This window comes from Spirosoma validum (assembly GCF_014699035.1).
GTDB lineage: Bacteria > Bacteroidota > Bacteroidia > Cytophagales > Spirosomataceae > Spirosoma > Spirosoma validum.
The window spans coordinates 21,595-38,292 of the sequence record NZ_JACXAA010000020.1 but is presented as its reverse complement, the minus strand read 5'-3'; the positions used below and the strand labels follow the sequence as shown (position 1 = coordinate 38,292).

The 16,698-nt window shown below is 48.2% G+C and carries 18 protein-coding genes; 10 read left to right on the top strand and 8 right to left on the bottom strand.

Annotated features, from left to right (window positions below):
• Positions 1 to 12: 12 nt before the first annotated feature.
• Together IC230_RS30910 and IC230_RS30905 are read right to left on the bottom strand one after the other, a co-directional pair.
• A complete protein-coding gene (locus IC230_RS30910) occupies positions 13 to 1,239 on the bottom strand; it encodes a DUF6563 family protein (protein ID WP_191042943.1) in 1,227 nt (408 codons plus the stop codon).
• A 111-nt stretch (positions 1,240 to 1,350) separates the two neighbouring features.
• Positions 1,351 to 2,703 (bottom strand): D-arabinono-1,4-lactone oxidase, encoded by a 1,353-nt coding sequence (locus IC230_RS30905; RefSeq protein ID WP_191042942.1) that lies wholly within the window; start codon positions 2,701 to 2,703, stop codon positions 1,351 to 1,353.
• A gap of 236 nt (positions 2,704 to 2,939) precedes the next feature.
• On the opposite strand from IC230_RS30905, the gene bioB reads away from it, so the two are divergent.
• A complete protein-coding gene (bioB, locus tag IC230_RS30900) occupies positions 2,940 to 3,941 on the top strand; it encodes a biotin synthase BioB (RefSeq protein WP_191042979.1) in 1,002 nt (333 codons plus the stop codon).
• A gap of 164 nt (positions 3,942 to 4,105) precedes the next feature.
• Here bioB and IC230_RS30895 read toward each other — a convergent pair whose 3' ends face one another.
• Entirely contained in the window at positions 4,106 to 4,870 is a 765-nt protein-coding gene (locus IC230_RS30895) for a hypothetical protein (protein ID WP_191042941.1), read from the bottom strand.
• 237 nt (positions 4,871 to 5,107) lie between these two features.
• Between IC230_RS30895 and IC230_RS30890 the strand changes: the two genes are divergently transcribed.
• Positions 5,108 to 5,887 (top strand): UDP-2,3-diacylglucosamine diphosphatase, encoded by a 780-nt coding sequence (locus IC230_RS30890; RefSeq protein ID WP_191042940.1) that lies wholly within the window; start codon positions 5,108 to 5,110, stop codon positions 5,885 to 5,887.
• Between the two features lie 23 nt (positions 5,888 to 5,910).
• Here the strand turns inward: IC230_RS30890 and IC230_RS30885 are convergent, their stop codons facing one another.
• The 4 genes from IC230_RS30885 to IC230_RS30870 all read right to left on the bottom strand — a co-directional run bounded on the left by IC230_RS30885 (position 5,911) and on the right by IC230_RS30870 (position 8,662).
• The gene (locus IC230_RS30885; protein ID WP_191042939.1) at positions 5,911 to 6,639 is read right to left on the bottom strand and encodes a carboxypeptidase-like regulatory domain-containing protein; all 729 of its coding nucleotides are present in this window, start codon (positions 6,637 to 6,639) and stop codon (positions 5,911 to 5,913) included.
• 104 nt (positions 6,640 to 6,743) lie between these two features.
• Positions 6,744 to 7,577, bottom strand: coding sequence for a phosphatidate cytidylyltransferase (locus IC230_RS30880; protein ID WP_191042938.1), 834 nt, complete (start codon positions 7,575 to 7,577; stop codon positions 6,744 to 6,746).
• Positions 7,558 to 7,776: a putative signal transducing protein gene (locus IC230_RS30875; protein ID WP_191042937.1), complete on the bottom strand. Its 219-nt coding sequence runs from the start codon at positions 7,774 to 7,776 to the stop codon at positions 7,558 to 7,560. Before IC230_RS30875 ends, IC230_RS30880 begins: the two co-directional genes overlap by 20 nt.
• Positions 7,748 to 8,662, bottom strand: a complete 915-nt coding sequence (locus tag IC230_RS30870; RefSeq protein ID WP_191042978.1) for a CPBP family intramembrane glutamic endopeptidase — start codon at positions 8,660 to 8,662, stop codon at positions 7,748 to 7,750. The genes IC230_RS30875 and IC230_RS30870 overlap by 29 nt, the downstream gene beginning before the upstream one ends.
• A 261-nt stretch (positions 8,663 to 8,923) precedes the next feature.
• Here IC230_RS30870 and dusB point away from each other — a divergent pair, with 261 nt between their 5' ends.
• From dusB to IC230_RS30830, 8 genes are all read left to right on the top strand, one after another.
• Positions 8,924 to 9,913 (top strand): tRNA dihydrouridine synthase DusB, encoded by a 990-nt coding sequence (gene dusB, locus IC230_RS30865; protein ID WP_191042936.1) that lies wholly within the window; start codon positions 8,924 to 8,926, stop codon positions 9,911 to 9,913.
• A 93-nt stretch (positions 9,914 to 10,006) separates the two neighbouring features.
• Positions 10,007 to 10,504, top strand: coding sequence for an acetyl-CoA carboxylase biotin carboxyl carrier protein subunit (locus IC230_RS30860; protein ID WP_191042935.1), 498 nt, complete (start codon positions 10,007 to 10,009; stop codon positions 10,502 to 10,504).
• 31 nt (positions 10,505 to 10,535) lie between these two features.
• Complete coding sequence (locus IC230_RS30855; protein WP_191042934.1) at positions 10,536 to 11,501, top strand: sugar phosphate isomerase/epimerase family protein; 966 nt, start codon at positions 10,536 to 10,538, stop codon at positions 11,499 to 11,501.
• A gap of 132 nt (positions 11,502 to 11,633) precedes the next feature.
• Positions 11,634 to 12,356, top strand: a complete 723-nt coding sequence (gene pyrH, locus IC230_RS30850) for a UMP kinase (RefSeq protein ID WP_191042933.1) — start codon at positions 11,634 to 11,636, stop codon at positions 12,354 to 12,356.
• A gap of 125 nt (positions 12,357 to 12,481) precedes the next feature.
• Entirely contained in the window at positions 12,482 to 13,042 is a 561-nt protein-coding gene (frr, locus tag IC230_RS30845) for a ribosome recycling factor (RefSeq protein ID WP_191042932.1), read from the top strand.
• A gap of 51 nt (positions 13,043 to 13,093) precedes the next feature.
• Complete coding sequence (locus tag IC230_RS30840; RefSeq protein ID WP_191042931.1) at positions 13,094 to 13,321, top strand: hypothetical protein; 228 nt, start codon at positions 13,094 to 13,096, stop codon at positions 13,319 to 13,321.
• Between the two features lie 173 nt (positions 13,322 to 13,494).
• Positions 13,495 to 15,489 carry a hypothetical protein gene (locus tag IC230_RS30835; RefSeq protein WP_191042930.1) on the top strand — a complete coding sequence of 665 codons (1,995 nt, stop codon included), beginning with the start codon at positions 13,495 to 13,497 and terminating at the stop codon, positions 15,487 to 15,489.
• A 520-nt stretch (positions 15,490 to 16,009) separates the two neighbouring features.
• Entirely contained in the window at positions 16,010 to 16,201 is a 192-nt protein-coding gene (locus IC230_RS30830) for a hypothetical protein (RefSeq protein WP_191042929.1), read from the top strand.
• Here IC230_RS30830 and IC230_RS30825 read toward each other — a convergent pair.
• Positions 16,189 to 16,485, bottom strand: a complete 297-nt coding sequence (locus tag IC230_RS30825) for a hypothetical protein (RefSeq protein ID WP_191042928.1) — start codon at positions 16,483 to 16,485, stop codon at positions 16,189 to 16,191. The two genes, IC230_RS30830 and IC230_RS30825, sit on opposite strands and share 13 nt — an antisense overlap.
• Between the last annotated feature and the right edge of the window lie 213 nt (positions 16,486 to 16,698).

Genomic DNA, 16,698 nt, shown 5'->3' with positions numbered 1-16,698 from the left:
CACGGTCCAAAATCAGCGTGTTACTTGCGAACGTACACGTTGATTTAATTTGTCCAATAAATAAAACTGTTTTTGTTCGTCTTTGGGGTTTGGCATGGCTGCCAACTCGGCTAATAAATCGTCGTGACCGGCCAACATTTGAGGTAGCTTGTCTTTCGTGACCATAAATACTCCTCCCGTCTGCATGTCCAAAGCGATACAATCCTTGTAAGAAGTAGCCGATGAAGCCGCCAGCGCACCAATCAGACCGAATGAGGCTCCAACTGCACTGGCTGTCCTTTCAGATGAGGTAACGTAATTGTCTATCCAGAGTAGGTAACGGCCAACACTTTTCACTTTGGCATACCGTATGCCAGCGGTCGGATAAATGTTTGTGCTGATAAACAGATCTCTGCCGTCACAGAAGCCAAAAAAGCGATATTTAGCTCGCGAGCCAGAAGACTTGCGTAGGCTTGCAAAGCCATTTTTCTCCTGAATAGATAGTTGACCTGTCAAGGATGGTCGATTGAGTCGTAAATCATTGAAAGTCCGATAGACACCTGATCGAAGTTGATTACAACGTAGTAAATCATCGTCAATAGTAGTATGGCTGCTGTCATAAACTGCTTGAGTTAAATTTAACTCTTGCGCTGATTTAGTCATTTCTGCTAATAAATCGCTGTAATTGGACGGTACGGTCTCAGTATTAGTCAGGTAGTTGTTGAATTTGAGAAAGAGTTTAGTTAGCCCTTCTTTAACTAAACTCGAAAAGTCAGTACCACTGCTTTCCACAATAATATCAGCGTTAAAGACCGGCGCTAACGCATGAACACCACTGATTGTAGTATCGACAGCTGCACTACCAAGCTGATAAGCATTACGTTTACAGAACGTAACAGCCAGCTCGAAACGATTAAATCCTCTAGCACTATTGATAGTAAAATCCCTGACAGCTATACTATAAAATGGGAGCTTGTTATCGAAGTTCGTTAAGGTAGAAAAAATGAAGTTTGTCAGAGTAGGCTGAAAACCTTCAGTAAACCGTAGCTCCACTATTTTACCAGAAGGCTGTTGCCAGGTTCCAATGTGAGTGACTGTGTCGACACGAGCATTAATGATTGTGTCAACGGAAAATAGCCGTCCGGTTGGCACGACTCTCAAATCTATTTCGAGTGGCACATCATAGACATCAGCTTTTTGAGCACTGGATAATCCACAGTTAATTAGAAAAAAAGTAATAATTGTAAACAGTCGGTTCATATAATTATGGGTGGCTAAGGTTTGCTTTAAAAAAGGTATCTATCTTAGCGAATACCTTTTTTAAAGCTATACTCACCATGGTGAGCATAAATAGGGTGTTTGTAATTGATTCTACACAGAACCTCCGTATAGATTCGTTGCTAAAAAATCATTGCGGAATTTACCTTTGGGGTCAAATTCGTTCACTAATTTTTTAAAGTCCGCCAGCTTTTCATAGCGCGATTGTAACGTAGCGGGTGCCATCGTAAAGACCTTGCCCCAATGCGGCTTGGCGTGAAACGGAGCCAGCTCTTTTTCGATCATGGGCAACACTTTTCTGACCGAAGCCCAATCCTGTTTCCAGGTAAAGTGAATGGCTAAAGAAGGTTGTTTGTAACAGGGGCTCATCCAGAAATTATCGGCGTCGATAGTACGGAGTTCCGAGATAAACAGATGCGGGCTGATGTGGTCGCGGAGTCGTTCAACGGCCAGGATGGCTTCCACGGCGTTTTTGCGTGGCACAAAATATTCAGCCTGTAATTCTTTGCCACTGCTGGGCGTGAAGCCCATTCGGAAGTGAGGGAGTCGTTCGTACCAGGGACCCGGTACGCCCATCTGCTCAGTGCAATTGACGGCTGAAAGTTCAGCGATGGGATGGAGATTCTTCGTTGCGAGTTTGGCTCCGTAAAACTCGGTCTTCGCTTTTGCCGTATCGCCTTTTTCTACCTTGCTTTTTATCCAGACTTCATTGATGCGTTTTTTCTGCCAGTCGGTAAACAGACTAACGCTGTAACCACTCGATACGATGGCTTCGAAATGGTCTTTGAGTTGCTCCAGCGGAAGGTTTTCGTATACGTACTGCCGCATCTGAAACGTCGGCTGAATATCGAGCGTCACTTTCGTGATAGCCCCCAGCGCACCTAAGCCAACAACCGCACCCCGGAACGTATCGCCATCCTTTGCCCGCGAAAGCGTTCGGACGTCACCATTCGCCGTAACGATTTCCAGCGCTGAAACGACCGTTGCCAGGTTCCCGTTTTTAACCCCCGAGCCATGCGTGGCAGTCGTACAGGCACCAGCCACTGAAATATGAGGTAAGGAGGCTAGATTGTGCAGAGCAAACCCTTTTTTGTCCAGGTAAGGAGCCAGTTGGCCGTAGCTCATACCCGATTCAATGGTAACGGTACGAGCCTTCGGGTCCAGGGCCACAACCTGATCCATCTCTCTGAGCGAGATGAAATTGTATTTAGTATCGGCGATGCTGTTGAAGCAATGGCGCGTGCCCAGCACTTTTACTTTGTCATATTTTCTTACCAGTTCCTGTACATCTTTTATGGAATTGGCTTTGTACAGCTTATCCGTGCTATACTCAAGATTACCTGCCCAGTTTTTTAATTTTTCAGCGGCAAACCAGTCAGAGAGTGGTGAGAACACGGGAGCGGCCATTAGCGTTGAGGATAGTTTTATGAAGGTTCTTTTTTTCATGGGTATAGGTTTTTTTGCTAAACTAATTGGATAATTCGATACTATCAGAGCTTTGTAAAACAAATTCTGAGCGAACGCCGAACAAATCATCGTGTAGTATTTCAGCTTACAGGCTAAAATTGGTCCGGTTGATAATAAGCGTATTATTTGCCCGTTTTGCCGTCATCAACTACATTTGACTTGCGCCTTGGCGCTTACGACTTTTTATGACTTACGCCCGCGACAGCGGAACACTTATGACTTCGCTACGTACTGATTGGACCCGCGCCGAAATTGCTGAAATCTATAATTCGCCTGTTCTTGATCTGATATATCGGGCCGCTACCGTGCATCGCCAGCATCACGATCCACAAGAAGTTCAGGTATGTACATTATTGTCAGTAAAAACAGGAGGCTGCCCTGAAGACTGTGCCTATTGTCCACAAGCGGCCCGCTATCATACCGCCGTGAAGGTACATAAACTGATGGAAGTAGAGGAGGTGCTGACGGCCGCGCAGCACGCCAAAGACACAGGAAGCACCCGCTTCTGCATGGGGGCGGCCTGGCGGGAGGTGCGCGACAACCGCGACTTCGATAAGGTGCTCGATATGGTACAGGGCGTCAATGAAATGGGGCTTGAAGTGTGCTGTACACTCGGGATGTTAACCGAAAGTCAGGCCCAGAAACTCCGGGATGCCGGTCTGTATGCTTACAACCACAATCTGGATACGAGTGAAGAATTCTACGGCGACATCATCAGTACCCGTACGTATGACGATCGTTTAGATACGCTCGGTCATGCCCGGAAGGCCGGTATTTCCGTTTGTTCCGGCGGCATTATAGGCATGGGGGAATCTCATCAGGATCGGGTTGGTATGTTGCATACGCTCGCTACGTTGCCACAACATCCGGAGTCAGTACCGGTAAACGCGCTGGTACCCGTCGAAGGAACACCCCTGGAAGACCAGCCGCGGGTGTCGGTTTGGGAGATGATCCGAATGATTGCTACGGCACGTATCATCATGCCGAAGGCGATGGTACGTCTGTCGGCCGGACGGGTTCGGATGAATACGGAGGAACAGGCCCTATGCTTCCTGGCGGGTGCAAATTCGATTTTTGCGGGTGATAAACTCCTGACAACACCCAACCCGGATGAGGATGCCGATCAACAATTATTTCAGACACTCAATATTCGCCCCCGTAAAGCGTTTAAAGATAAGAATCAGCCTGCTGTCGTATTTGAACAAATTCCGCTGTAGCGTCTGAAGACAAGAATACAGGGTTTTGTCAGGAGTAAAGACTATACACGGAGTTTTCAGGTTCTTTGTTTATCTCTTTGCCTCCTTTATGAAGTCCTGCAAAAAGTAAAGGGGAGTTGAAATGATTTCAACTCCCCTTTTTCTTTTCTTAAGCTTTGCCGGGCTTATAACCGTTTCGTGTATTCGTTGGCAGAAATCTTTTCGATCAGTACTTCGGTCAGCGACTGGGCTTGTTCTTTCTTAAGCTCAGATTTGCCTTTGGTTTCGACCATGATACTAATAATGTGGTTGTTGTAGAGCACGTGCATCGCGCCAGTTGTGGCGTCCCAAACGGCTTTGTCGCCTACATTTGGCACCGCTTCGAATTTTCCTTTGCTAACCGCAGGGCTCGTCAGGGGTGGGGTTGCTGCTGATTCTCCAGCGTGATCCGGGTGTTTATCGTCGGTGTTATGGTGCGTTGAATCGGCTGCAGATACTTCAGCGCCGGTTCCTTCCGTTTCTGGGCCACTGATGGCTGATTCAACGAGCGTTGATGCAGATACGGGGGCTGTCAGCGTTTCGGATGGTTTAGCCTGATACATTTTGTCAAAATTGTATTCGGCCTGGTAGACAGACGCAAAAGGCCGGGCACCGCCAAAAGCGACGACAACTTTGTTGCCTGCCCATTCAAACTCGCAGCCATTGTGGGTATGAGCCTCGGCCAGTTCTGTTTTTTCCTCCAGATTGAAGGTTTGTCGTACATACTCTTCACCCAGAATATTACAAGGTTCATCGTAGTTGAAATCGACAGACAGTGTTCGTACACCGGAAGGAGCTTTGGCCAGAAGCGGGCTAGCTTCCATTTGGCTGGCCGGATCAGAAGGTGAACTGGGACTATTGCAGGCTAAACACAGTATAGGAAAAGCCAGTATCAGCGATTTAATTTTCATAAGATGTTCGGAGAAAGCCCAAAAATAACGTTTTCTTAAATACCATCTTCGCAAGATTTATGTTTTTACCGCAACTCATTATTTGGCCTGTTCCTGAGTCTGTAATCAAGGAAAAGCAAAATAGAGTAAAAGGCGGGCTACGAGCTTACGTAAGCAACGGGGCGCCTGATAGGGAGCAGAGGATTATATGCATGAACCGTATTCATTACGTAGTTTTACGGACGAATTCGCTTACGCATGTCTACTACCGAAACCATTCCATTGCCTCCTGGCCGTAAGGTCTATTTTGCATCTGATTTTCACCTTGGCGCACCAGATGCTGCCCATAGCCGTCAGCGCGAACAGCAAATTGTACGGTGGCTGGATACCATTCAGGCTGATGCGGAATTGATTTTTTTAGTTGGCGATATCTTCGATTTCTGGTTCGAATACAAAAAGACCATACCCAAAGGCTTTATCCGTTTATTTGGTAAGCTGGCCGAACTGACGGATAAAGGGCATCGAATCATTGTGTTCACGGGTAATCATGACATGTGGATGGAAACGTATTTCACCGACGAAATGGGCATTCCAGTCTACCGTCAGCCCCGCGACTATATCATTGGCAACAAGCGCTTTTTCGTCGGTCATGGCGACGGCCTTGGTCCCGGCGATGAAACGTACAAGAAACTTAAAGTCGTATTCGAGCACAAATTTGCCCGGAAGCTATTTCGCTGGTTACACCCCGATATTGGCATTCAGCTGGCGAATGCCTGGTCTAAACAGAGTCGGCTAAGCCACTACAACGACGAGCATACGAAGTATCAAGGTCCCGAAACGGAGTGGCTATTTCAGTACAGCCGAACCATCGAGAGCCAGAATCACCACGACTACTACGTGTTTGGGCATCGGCATATTCCCCTGAATCTGGAAATTAACCCAAACAGCCGATACGTTAATATTGGGGAATGGATACTGGCAAAAACCTACGGCGTGTTTGACGGCGATACGTTACAACTGGAAAAATGGACTATGTAGGGACGCAAAGGGGCGTGTCTTGACTAATTCCCATCCTGGAGAATATCTTTCCGCGATACGTTTTCGCGCGGGGCTTTGTTAAGCTCACTGCGCCATTCCTTGTTCTTGAAATCACCCCGCTTGACTGAACGAATGAAGTTGGCCCAGGCGAATGGATTGGTGAATGAGAACGTAGGCGTCTGCGTGCGCCCAACGATGGACTCACGCCCGAAAAATTGTTGATTGACGAAATTCTGGTGGTTCGCCAGTGCGCTCATTGGCATGGTAGCCGCCTGCCGCATGATGGCTTCGGGACTTGTATTCCGGGCTAAATTCTCGCGTTCTTTTTCGTCGGGGAGCTTAAGGTTGACGAAAGCATCTTTAAATAACTCTTCCGTTGCATACGGGTATACCTTTACTTCAGCCAGAGTTTTTACATCTTCCTGCAACGCGACAACGGCCGAATACGTAAGGTCAGTTAAGCGTTTTGGAATAATGTGGTATTGCGTTCTGAAACCAACGTAGCTGAAAATGATACTGTCTCCCGGAAAAACGGGCAGAGCAAAATAGCCGTTCGGTGCCGACAAAACGCCTTTGCCCGCTTTGGGAATATAGATGTAAGCCCCCGGCAACGGCTCATTGGTTTTACCCCCCGTCAGAAAACCAGTAAACGTAACCTGCCGATCCTGTCCCTGCGCCTGCGCGGTAGAAAATAAACCGCCCAGGAGAAAAAACACCAGAACGAACCCGATTAACGTTAACAAATTTTTCATACACCTCCAGTCCATCTTACAAAGTAAACGAGGAAAAGGCAAGATATGGTTTCGATTACCCGAATTTTAAGAAATTTAACAAGCTTGGTATTGACAATCTGCCCTTAGGCAAACAGCTTCAGAAACGTAATAATAAACGGGGCAGCCAGCAATAAACCGTCGAAGCGATCCAGAAACCCGCCATGTCCGGGAATGCTGCTGCCCGAGTCTTTTATCGCAATGCTCCGTTTGAATAACGACTCGACCAGATCGCCGTAGGTGCCTGTCACCACGATGATTCCACCAACACAATACCATTGCCAGGGTCTCAGTTCAGGTGCCCAGAAGGCCAGTCCAAGCGCTACCAGACCAGCCGCAGCCGCTCCGCCCAGTGCCCCTTCCCACGATTTTTTGGGGGACACCCGTTCAAACAATTTCCGGCGACCGAATTTCGTACCAGCGAAGTAAGCACCGATGTCGCTGGCCCATAACAATAGCAGACAGCCCGTAATTAACATCGGATGAAACCCACTTCCCCGTAGCGCCAGGATAATGAGTAACGCAAACGGCATCGCTACGTAGATAATGCCCAGGAAAGTGAAGCCAATGTTGGTAAACGGCTTCATATCCCGCTTTTTGTAGAGCTTGATCAGGAAAATCATCGACGAAGCCGGACAGATCAGAAAATAGTGACCCATGCTAATCTGATCAGTTTCGACAAAGTAAGCCAGTACGCAGATCATGACGCCGACCAACGTACCGTAGGCCGTTAGGGGCTCAAAGCCATCCAGGCCCAGCAGTCGGTAAAACTCCCGTTGCGTAAGCGCACTGATCACGCAGAAGAGAAGCGCGAACGTCCAGTCGGCATACCAGATCATGAATAGAATAAACGGAACCCCGGCTACGGCGGCAATGACTCGCTGCTGAAGGTTCGTTAGGTTAGCTAAACGTTGCTTCATTCTCTAAGATTACTTTGGCCAGAATCGCGTCTTTGGCTAATACATGAACCTCACTTTTACCCGAACCAATAGTTGGATAGCTACTGCTCTGTTTATTGATAACTACCGCCGGAATATCATGTTCAAGCAATAAGGCTTTTGCCAGTTCGGCCCGATAGGGCAGGGGGGTACTATAAATGGATTCCCAGGTTTCGTTCATTGGGTGTCTGCGTAGGTCGGTTAAGCTGTCTGAAATAGTATAAAAATCCTGTAGTGAGACCAAAAGCAACCAAGGCACCGGTTATGGGCACCGATTGGGTGCTTTCGATGTCCATGGATATGACCTTTGTCTGATACAGGTAGACCATGAATACGGTAAAGCCGTTATTGACGAAATGGGCCAGGATCGGGACCCACAAATTACCCGACCACAAATACAGATAGCCAAATAGAGCGCCAAGCAGCATTCTCGGAAAGAACCCCAGAAACTGCACGTGGATGGCACTGAACAAGGCTGCTGCCAGCCAGATACCCACATGCGGATTACCTGACCAATAGGTGAAATTCCGTTGAAGGATTCCTCTAAATAAAACTTCCTCTCCAATGGCTGGAATAACACCAATAACCAGTATGGCGACAAGCAGTTGACCAGTGGTTTTAAAGGTTGTCAGGTACTTGGTAATACCTTCCAGGTTCTTTTCTTTATCGCGTATCCACTGCTCGATCGGAGCCAGCGTTTCGGGTAGGTGCAGATTTTGATTCCATTCGATGATCAAACCATCGAAGGGCATAAACGCAATGACAATCAGTACGACCAGACCTAAGCCCGCTACTGCCGAAACAGGCTGTGCACTGAACTGCATCCAGGATCGGCGTTCGATCATATACCAGTAGACCACGGCAGGTAGTAAGAACGTACCAGCGTGATTGACTGCCTGAAGAATCATGAGTTCATACCAACTGTTGGGCGAAGCGGTCGGGTTGGCAGCCAGGTTGCTCAGATATACCTGAGCCTGTTCCAGCCCCATGCCTTTGCTGACGGCTAAAATGCCAAATAGAAGAAGTGTGCTGACAACGCCCCCGATGAGCACGAAACCGACGAGCATGATCAGCCCGCCGAGGGTTGGTGGTCGTGATGTAGAGCCTTCCGGCGTATGAATGGATTGCATATTTCCCTGTAAATTTACACACTCGTTCGCATAATCACCATACGGGAACCATTTCCGCCTTTGGATTGTGCTAAAACGAAGTATTCGTCATTTGTAATCGCTGATGTTCCGGTCGTCAATCGCTAGTACACCAGGAACAACCAGCAAAGACGACAAGTGGCTACTAATTGACGTAAAGTTCGTGATAACAAAGAAGCTATGGTAACAATTGGCACGATACAACTCCCGGATTTCCCGCTTTTGCTGGCCCCTATGGAGGACGTCAGCGATCCACCTTTTCGGGCGGTCTGTAAAGCCAACGGGGCAGATTTGATGTACACCGAATTTATCTCATCGGAGGGCTTGATTCGCGATGCCGCCAAAAGTGTACAGAAACTTGATATCTTCGAATATGAGCGCCCTATTGGTATTCAGTTGTTTGGTTCTGACGTTGAAACAATGGGTGAATGCGCCCGGATTGCCAGTCGCGCTCAGCCCGACCTGATCGATATTAATTATGGCTGCCCGGTGAAGAACGTAGCGTGTCGGGGGGCGGGGGCCGCTCTGTTGCAGGATATCCCCAAAATGGTTCGCATGACTGAAGCCGTTGTCAAAGCCACTCATCTGCCCGTTACGGTGAAAACCCGACTCGGCTGGGATGAGCATACCAAGAACGTTGGCGACGTGGCCGAACGTTTGCAGGACATAGGCATCAAAGCGCTAACGGTTCATGGTCGAACGCGCGTACAGATGTACAAAGGTGAAGCTGACTGGACGCTCATTGGCCGGATCAAAGAAAATCCCCGGATTCAGATCCCCATCTTTGGCAATGGTGATATTGACTCACCCGAAAAAGCCCTGGAGTATAAAAATCGTTACGGTGTCGATGGGGTTATGATTGGCCGGGCCAGTATCGGGCATCCGTGGATTTTTAACGAAATCAAACACTTTGTTCAAACCGGCGAGCATTTGCCCGAGCCGACAATTGCAGACCGGGTAGCCGTTTGCCGTCAGCACCTTGACTTTTCAATTCGCTGGAAAGGCGAAATTGTGGGCTTGTTCGAGATGCGCCGTCATTACGCGAATTATTTCAAAGGACTCCCCGATTTCAAACCTTACCGAATGCAATTGGTTACCACCGACTCGTATGATGGGGTAAGTGCTGTTCTCGACGAAATTCAGGAAAAGTACGTAGGTGAATTAGTGTAGGATGTTTTTAATTACCGGTTTTTAAACCGGCGCAATGTCAAATTTCTTTGATTATCTTGCGCCGGGTCAAAACTGGCGATTATATTGATATTTATGTACACTGCAACCCTAACCGATCAACCGTATACGATTGACTTCACGCCAGATGGTCCTACGCTCAACGGCGAGTCGTTCAACTGGGATTTGGTTAAACTCACGGATCGTACCTTTCACATTCTTCATCAGAATCGCTCTTATTCCGCTGAAATACTTGACCTGAACGTAGCGGATAAATCCGTTAGCCTGAAAATTAATGGCCATATCCATACGGTCCAGCTCAAAGATCGCTTCGATCTGCTGCTCGAAAAAATGGGTATGAGCCACGTAGCGAGCGCGAAGGTCAACGATCTGAAAGCACCTATGCCTGGCCTGATTGTAGGCATAAATGCACAGATTGGCGATACGGTTGGCAAAGGCGATACATTGCTGGTCCTGGAAGCTATGAAGATGGAAAACGTTCTGAAGGCAACGGGCGACGGTACGGTAAAAGCGATACGTATCAGCAAAGGGGATCGGGTTGAAAAGGGGCAGGTACTGGTAGAATTTGCCTGATCAATGGTTTATAAGCAAAGCTTCTGTTGCTATGAACCCGTACTCCCGACGCCACTTTTTAAAGCAAACCGCCCTGAGTGCCGGGGCGCTTCCCCTCTTGCCATCCGCGTTGTCAATGCCTCTCTCCCTAGCGGATACCGATTTGCCTGAGATTCACATCTTCTCAAAGCATTTACAGTTTCTGAACTATGCCGACATGGCTGAAGCAGCCGCCAACATGGGCTTTAACGGCGTCGACCTGACCGTTCGGCCGGATGGGCACGTAAAACCGGAACGCGTTAGTGATGAGCTACCCAGAGTTGCTGAAACGCTAAAAAAAGCTGGTCTTCCCCCTAATCTAATGACCACGACCGTTGGCGATGCGACAAATCCAACTGATAACCAGGTTCTGAAAATAGCCGCTAAATTAGGCTTTCGGACGTATCGGATGAAGTGGTATTCGTATGACCAGAAGAAGAACATACCCGACGACATTCAGGGATTTCAGCAGCAATTGCGGGCTCTAAGCGAGTTAAACAAAAGCTTGAACCTAACGGGCTGTTACCAGAATCATGCGGGCCTGCTAGTCGGTTCATCCGTTTGGGAGCTCTGGGAAATACTCAAAACGGCAGATCCCAAACACATGGGCGTTCAGTACGATATCCGGCACGCTACCGTTGAAGGTGGGCAATCGTGGCCCAACGGATTGCGGTTACTTCTGCCTTCGATTAAGTCCATCACGATCAAAGATTTTATCTGGGAAAAGAAAACAACCGGGCCGATGACTGGTAAATGGGACGTACAGGACGTACCGCTTGGCGAAGGCATGGTTGACTTTAAGACGTACTTTAACTTGCTCAAAAAAAGCCGTTTACGTGCACCCATCTCCTTACACATCGAGTACCCGATGGGGGGAGCCGAACACGGCGCAACAAAATTGTCAATTCCTCAAAATGAAGTGTTTATGGCAATGAAGCGGGATCTGAATCGACTAAAAGAACTTTGGCAGTCTGCCTGAGGGAAGGAGGATTGGGAAGAAATGGAGTAAACGAGAAAGGAAAAAGACTCGTCTGAAAAAATACCCTTCCTCCTGGTATTCCTCTCCTCGCTTTCCGCCTTTTTCTTATCTTTGCCCGCAAAATTTCCCTTCATGACATCGCAAACAAGGTATAAACGCATCCTGCTCAAACTAAGCGGGGAGGCTTTGGCGGGCCCTAACGGATACAACATTGATCCTATAGTCTTAGAACAGTACAGCAAGGAGATTAAACAAGTCGTAGACCTGGGCGTTCAGGTGGCTATTGTGATTGGTGGCGGAAACATCTTTCGAGGTGTCTCTGGCGAACGGTCCGGCATTGATCGCGTTCAGGGCGATTATATGGGTATGCTGGCCACGGTTATCAATGCGATGGCCATCCAGAGTTCGCTTGAAAAGCATAAGCTCTATACCCGGGTGATGTCGGCCATCAAAATGGAACAGGTTTGTGAACCTTACGTACGTCGGCGGGCCGTGCGCCATCTTGAAAAAGGGCGTGTTGTTATCTTCGGCGCAGGTACGGGCAACCCTTACTTCACTACGGACTCAACGGCGGCCCTTCGCGCTATTGAAGTAGAAGCCGACGTTGTGCTGAAAGGGACGAAAGTGAATGGCGTTTACACGGCCGATCCCATGAAAGACAAAACCGCCACCCGGTATACGACCATCAGCTTCGAGGACGTTTACGAAAAGAAACTGAACGTAATGGATCTGACGGCGTTTACGCTGTGTCAGGAAAACAATTTACCGATCATCGTCTTTAATATGAATGATCAGGGGAGTCTTCTTCGTATTGTTGAGGGAGACGACAGCATTGGTACGCTTATCTCAGCTTAAAATGATAGACTGATTAAGTGATAGCGTGAATAGCCTGCCATTGTGGTGAATAGCTGTTTTAGAGCCATACACCGCTACGACGGACCATTCAGTCTATCCCTCAATCAGTCAAAACTTAATAAAACATGGAAGAGATCGAGTTGTTTCTCGACGATGCAAAAGACACGATGGAAAAAGCGCTCAAGCATTTGGCCATCGAACTCACTAAAATTCGGGCTGGTAAAGCGAATGCTGGTATGCTCGACGGTATTCAGGTTGAGTATTACGGAATGCTGTCTCCATTGAATACGGTAGCCTCTGTCAACACGCCCGACGCCCGCACCATTGTCATCAAGCCGTTCGAAAAGAAGATCATCGGCGAAGTTGAAAAGGCGATTCGTAATTCGAATTTAGGCCTGTCACCAAATAACGATGGCGAATTGATCCGATTGAGCATTCCACCCTTAACAGAAGAGCGCCGTCGTGATCTGGTCAAGAAAGTAAAACAGGAAGTGGAAACGGCTAAAGTTAACGTACGGAATATCCGGAAAGATACGAACGACGATATCCGTAAGTTAGTGAAAGAAGGGGTGTCCGAAGATGCGGTAAAAATGGGAGAGGAGCGGGTTCAGAAACTAACCGATACGTTCATTGCCCGGATTGACGATACGTTTGTTGCCAAAGAAAAGGACATTCTGGTGGTATAAGCCGTATTGTTACGTAATGCGGGTTTCCACCCGCACTCCAATAAAACAGACATGAAACTAGCAAAACTGATTGTAGTGATTGCCATTGGCTTTGTATCCTGCGAAGGGGGCAGTTTCAAGAAAAAGGACTGTAAAACCTGCGTAACGACCACCTCTGGTCAGCAGGGTCAAACTAGTCGAATCGAAAATAAAGTGTGTGGCGACGATGAAGTCTCCGCTTATATCATTGCCAACAATACCAGTAATAGCAGCACAACTGTTGTGACAACGTGTAATTAGCAGCCTTTGCACGGCCGGATTACATACAAAATGACAGGAAAAGCCGTTCATGTTTCAACGTGATCGGCTTTTTTAGTACCTGTTCGACCTGTTCTCTCCAGGTTTCGGCCAGTACTGGCAGCGACATTAGATAGACTGGGCCGGGCCAAAACCTAGTACTTCGTTCGTGAATTATGATACAGAGAAAGACAATCCGGTTTCTTTTCGTCGTGTGGACGGCAGTGGCTACGTTGCCGCTGATCGCTCAGCCGTTACGATATAAGCTCACGCAGGCTGCCGACAATATGCAGGTTATTAGTAGAGAATCCAGGCCAGGTTCCAATAGTTTCGATCAGGTGGTAAGCAAACTGCCTTCAGATGCTGTGCAGGGCCGTTCGGCAGGGCGTTCGTTGTTGCCCTATGCTCCTGAGCCAAAAGGGCAGATCAACATGACGCAGTTCGGAACCGGCAAATATTATTCACCGAACTTTCATTTCTGCATCGATATCCTGGGTAATAAATCCGTGACGGAGCGTAAGGCTGTGGGTATTAACAGTTTTACGCCCTGGTCGGTAAAACCAGAACACGAGTCGCAGTTGGTTTATGGCGATGAGATGTACTACGCCACTGAGAACTTTCTGGGTAATCTGCGGAATGGTCGATTTTACCTCAATACGTTGCAGGAATTTTTTAACGAAGCCTGGAACGTAGTGCCTACGCTAGGATATGGTGGACTGGCAAACGCAAAATACCTTGTCTATGATATTGAAACCAGTCTCTGGCTTAATGCTGGCAATAAAGAGGAAAACCCACTGCCGGGCTGGCGGGATGCTGGCTTTTTCTCAAAACAGGACGCGGGCGACGGCAATTGGCACAACGTTAAGAAGAAGCTTATTAAGCTGGAAATCTCCGGAGAAACGATGACGATTGAGCAGTTGGCCGCGCGTGGCCAAAATGCCTGGCAGGACGAAATGCTTGTTCGACGGGCCAATCGGCTTACGCTGCTGATGGAGCTAGCTCGTTACAGGAGCAAACCGGGCAGTAAAATCGCCTTTGGCGCATCCATGACGCAGGGTGAACCCCGACTGGATTTTGAACGGGCAAATAACCTGTTTTTCGAAGGAATCTGTGTCGTATCGCATATTGGGGGCGACAGTCAGGGGAATCTTACGTTCAAAAAACCGGGTGGAGGAACCGTTACGTTTCGCTTCAATGGTGGATTTTACGATCACGAAGATTTCAACCAGGGATATTGGTACCGCACATACTTTGATATCGATGAGCAGGATAATAACGACATCTTCGTAAAGAAAAAGCCCGGTACGCAAACCTACCCCTACCTCTGGAGTAAGATAAAACCGATTCACATTGTTGGTGAAGAGAAAGGGTACCTTCAGGAAAACCGGCGACTGATGCGACTCCGCAACGGTAAGGTACGCCCGATCTGGCGACAGATCGTAGCTGGCTACGAAAACGACTGGCATCCACCCTTCGCGGAGCTACAGAATATTCGACGGTATGGAAACGATAAACTTCGAGATACGCCCAGGCTCTGGCAACCGCCCTACGAGCAATATTCCCGATACGTAGTGACTCGATTTTTTGCGGGCGACGAGCCTGATTGGGGTTTCTATCTGTTTCCCGCCGACCCACCCGATGTTGTCAAGGACCTGAGCAGTTCCGCCGACCCCGATACGAAAGCGTATTATAATTTCTCTCTTCATCCGGTTTCGGCCTTGCTACAGGCCCGGGCTGATCTGCAACCCTACGAGACGTATTACACTGGTAGTACGTTAGTCGAAGACCCGGAAGTGCAGGTGAATCAAACGGGTAGCTTTGTGGCTTACAATGGCGTAGCTGCGGTAAATAACGACGGTGGGAAACGGGGCCCCAAACGACCGGCCTACATGCTACGGTACAAACCCGTGCCGGGCGGCTGGCGGGTACTGATTATGGGTGGTATGGAACAAAACTGGACGGATGAACGAACGGACGTAGTGCGCGTACCGGGTGGCTTGCTCAATGGGAACCGCTTCAAAATCAAGTTGCGCGGACCAGCAGCCCAGGTGTACGAATTTATAGTCAAGTCGTCGGATAAAGACCAACTCTACGAAGCCCTTCCAGCTGCGGCTCCATCCTGGGAAAAGCCCGCTTATGCGGGTTATGTAGGGGCGCTGCCGGGTAATTGATGGAACGTAGGTTGCCGCCAAAATAATTGAAAACGATAAAGTCGGTCATTGCTCGAAAGGTGACCAACTTTTTGTTTATTACGCTGCCGCTGGGTGAGCAGACGAGACGGTCTGTACTTCCAGAGTAGGTTCGCGTTAGAAAGTGAGGGATAAGGTTCCTTATGATTAATGGAATACTTAATTCGGCTTTCAATTCAGTCAGACAGGTTTGTAAAACTCCATAAATGCCTGATTGGGTGATGGATTGAGTCAATGTATCAACAAGCGGAGAGTCAGCAACCTCCCAATCGGTAGCGATTGATAGCAAGCCTCGGCACCTCTTCACTGAGAAATAGTCCTACGTAACAGACTTCCACGAAAAGATGGATTGAAACGAAAAGATCTCAGTGGTGAAGGCGGGGGAGTCGAACTGCGTAACGAACCTCAAGCAGTCAAACCCAGTCATCAACGGCAGTCGGCTATAATAGAACAACAACGTTCCGTGGTTATATAGTTGAATGTATCGCTTAGTCCAGGCGTAATGACCAGTTACACTTATTTGGGAGATCGAATGACCGACCCGACATTGAAAGGTCAGCTATGCCAGGCCGTAAGGCGCGACGATGGCCAATGCATACGCGGTCGAAATGGGTCGATGCTCGTTCAATTTGACACCGGACGCACAGCTGTGGTGATCGGTCGGTTGCTTCGGAAAATCAGTCAGGCAGTCTGAAAAATAGGTAGGTCGCCTGTTTTAAGGATATGGATGATTTCTTTTGCATAGAGGTGTTCCTGCACAACCGTCTGCCCGGTCCGTTCCAGCGTTAAGCTGTATTTACGCATGTCGCCCGGAGACATTGAGGGGTCAATCTGATACTTGATCTGATCGCTTCCCAGCGACAGAACACCGCTGATGGAACCACCGTCATTCGCGTAACCAATGATTCGACCTTTTCCGTCCAGAATCGACTGCCCAGCTTCGAAGGTGCTGTTGAGAAAATTAAAAATATCGTCCATAATCCCGAAGGTAGAAAAAAAGTCAATAAACAGAACCCCAACCAATTTGGACCTGCCGCCTTGAGCACCTCTTTTAGGGAGCCTCCGAAAATAAATTCCTCGAAAAAATGGATTGACCAGGTACGGCTGAATTGATTACTTAAAACTGCTTACCTGATAAAGCGAAAAGACACGAAGCGATCTGTTGACTCATTATTTTTTCTTTTAGTATAT

Excerpts from the sequence above, each read along its gene's own strand:
- IC230_RS30910 (WP_191042943.1), bottom strand. The coding sequence starts at position 1,239 with ATGAACCGACTGTTTACAATTATTACTTTTTTTCTAATTAACTGTGGA.
- IC230_RS30905 (WP_191042942.1), bottom strand. The coding sequence starts at position 2,703 with ATGAAAAAAAGAACCTTCATAAAACTATCCTCAACGCTAATGGCCGCT.
- bioB (WP_191042979.1), top strand. The coding sequence starts at position 2,940 with ATGACTTCGCTACGTACTGATTGGACCCGCGCCGAAATTGCTGAAATC.
- IC230_RS30895 (WP_191042941.1), bottom strand. The coding sequence starts at position 4,870 with ATGAAAATTAAATCGCTGATACTGGCTTTTCCTATACTGTGTTTAGCC.
- IC230_RS30890 (WP_191042940.1), top strand. The coding sequence starts at position 5,108 with ATGTCTACTACCGAAACCATTCCATTGCCTCCTGGCCGTAAGGTCTAT.
- IC230_RS30885 (WP_191042939.1), bottom strand. The coding sequence starts at position 6,639 with ATGAAAAATTTGTTAACGTTAATCGGGTTCGTTCTGGTGTTTTTTCTC.
- IC230_RS30880 (WP_191042938.1), bottom strand. The coding sequence starts at position 7,577 with ATGAAGCAACGTTTAGCTAACCTAACGAACCTTCAGCAGCGAGTCATT.
- IC230_RS30875 (WP_191042937.1), bottom strand. The coding sequence starts at position 7,776 with ATGAACGAAACCTGGGAATCCATTTATAGTACCCCCCTGCCCTATCGG.
- IC230_RS30870 (WP_191042978.1), bottom strand. The coding sequence starts at position 8,662 with ATGCTCGTCGGTTTCGTGCTCATCGGGGGCGTTGTCAGCACACTTCTT.
- dusB (WP_191042936.1), top strand. The coding sequence starts at position 8,924 with ATGGTAACAATTGGCACGATACAACTCCCGGATTTCCCGCTTTTGCTG.
- IC230_RS30860 (WP_191042935.1), top strand. The coding sequence starts at position 10,007 with ATGTACACTGCAACCCTAACCGATCAACCGTATACGATTGACTTCACG.
- IC230_RS30855 (WP_191042934.1), top strand. The coding sequence starts at position 10,536 with ATGAACCCGTACTCCCGACGCCACTTTTTAAAGCAAACCGCCCTGAGT.
- pyrH (WP_191042933.1), top strand. The coding sequence starts at position 11,634 with ATGACATCGCAAACAAGGTATAAACGCATCCTGCTCAAACTAAGCGGG.
- frr (WP_191042932.1), top strand. The coding sequence starts at position 12,482 with ATGGAAGAGATCGAGTTGTTTCTCGACGATGCAAAAGACACGATGGAA.
- IC230_RS30840 (WP_191042931.1), top strand. The coding sequence starts at position 13,094 with ATGAAACTAGCAAAACTGATTGTAGTGATTGCCATTGGCTTTGTATCC.
- IC230_RS30835 (WP_191042930.1), top strand. The coding sequence starts at position 13,495 with ATGATACAGAGAAAGACAATCCGGTTTCTTTTCGTCGTGTGGACGGCA.
- IC230_RS30830 (WP_191042929.1), top strand. The coding sequence starts at position 16,010 with ATGACCAGTTACACTTATTTGGGAGATCGAATGACCGACCCGACATTG.
- IC230_RS30825 (WP_191042928.1), bottom strand. The coding sequence starts at position 16,485 with ATGGACGATATTTTTAATTTTCTCAACAGCACCTTCGAAGCTGGGCAG.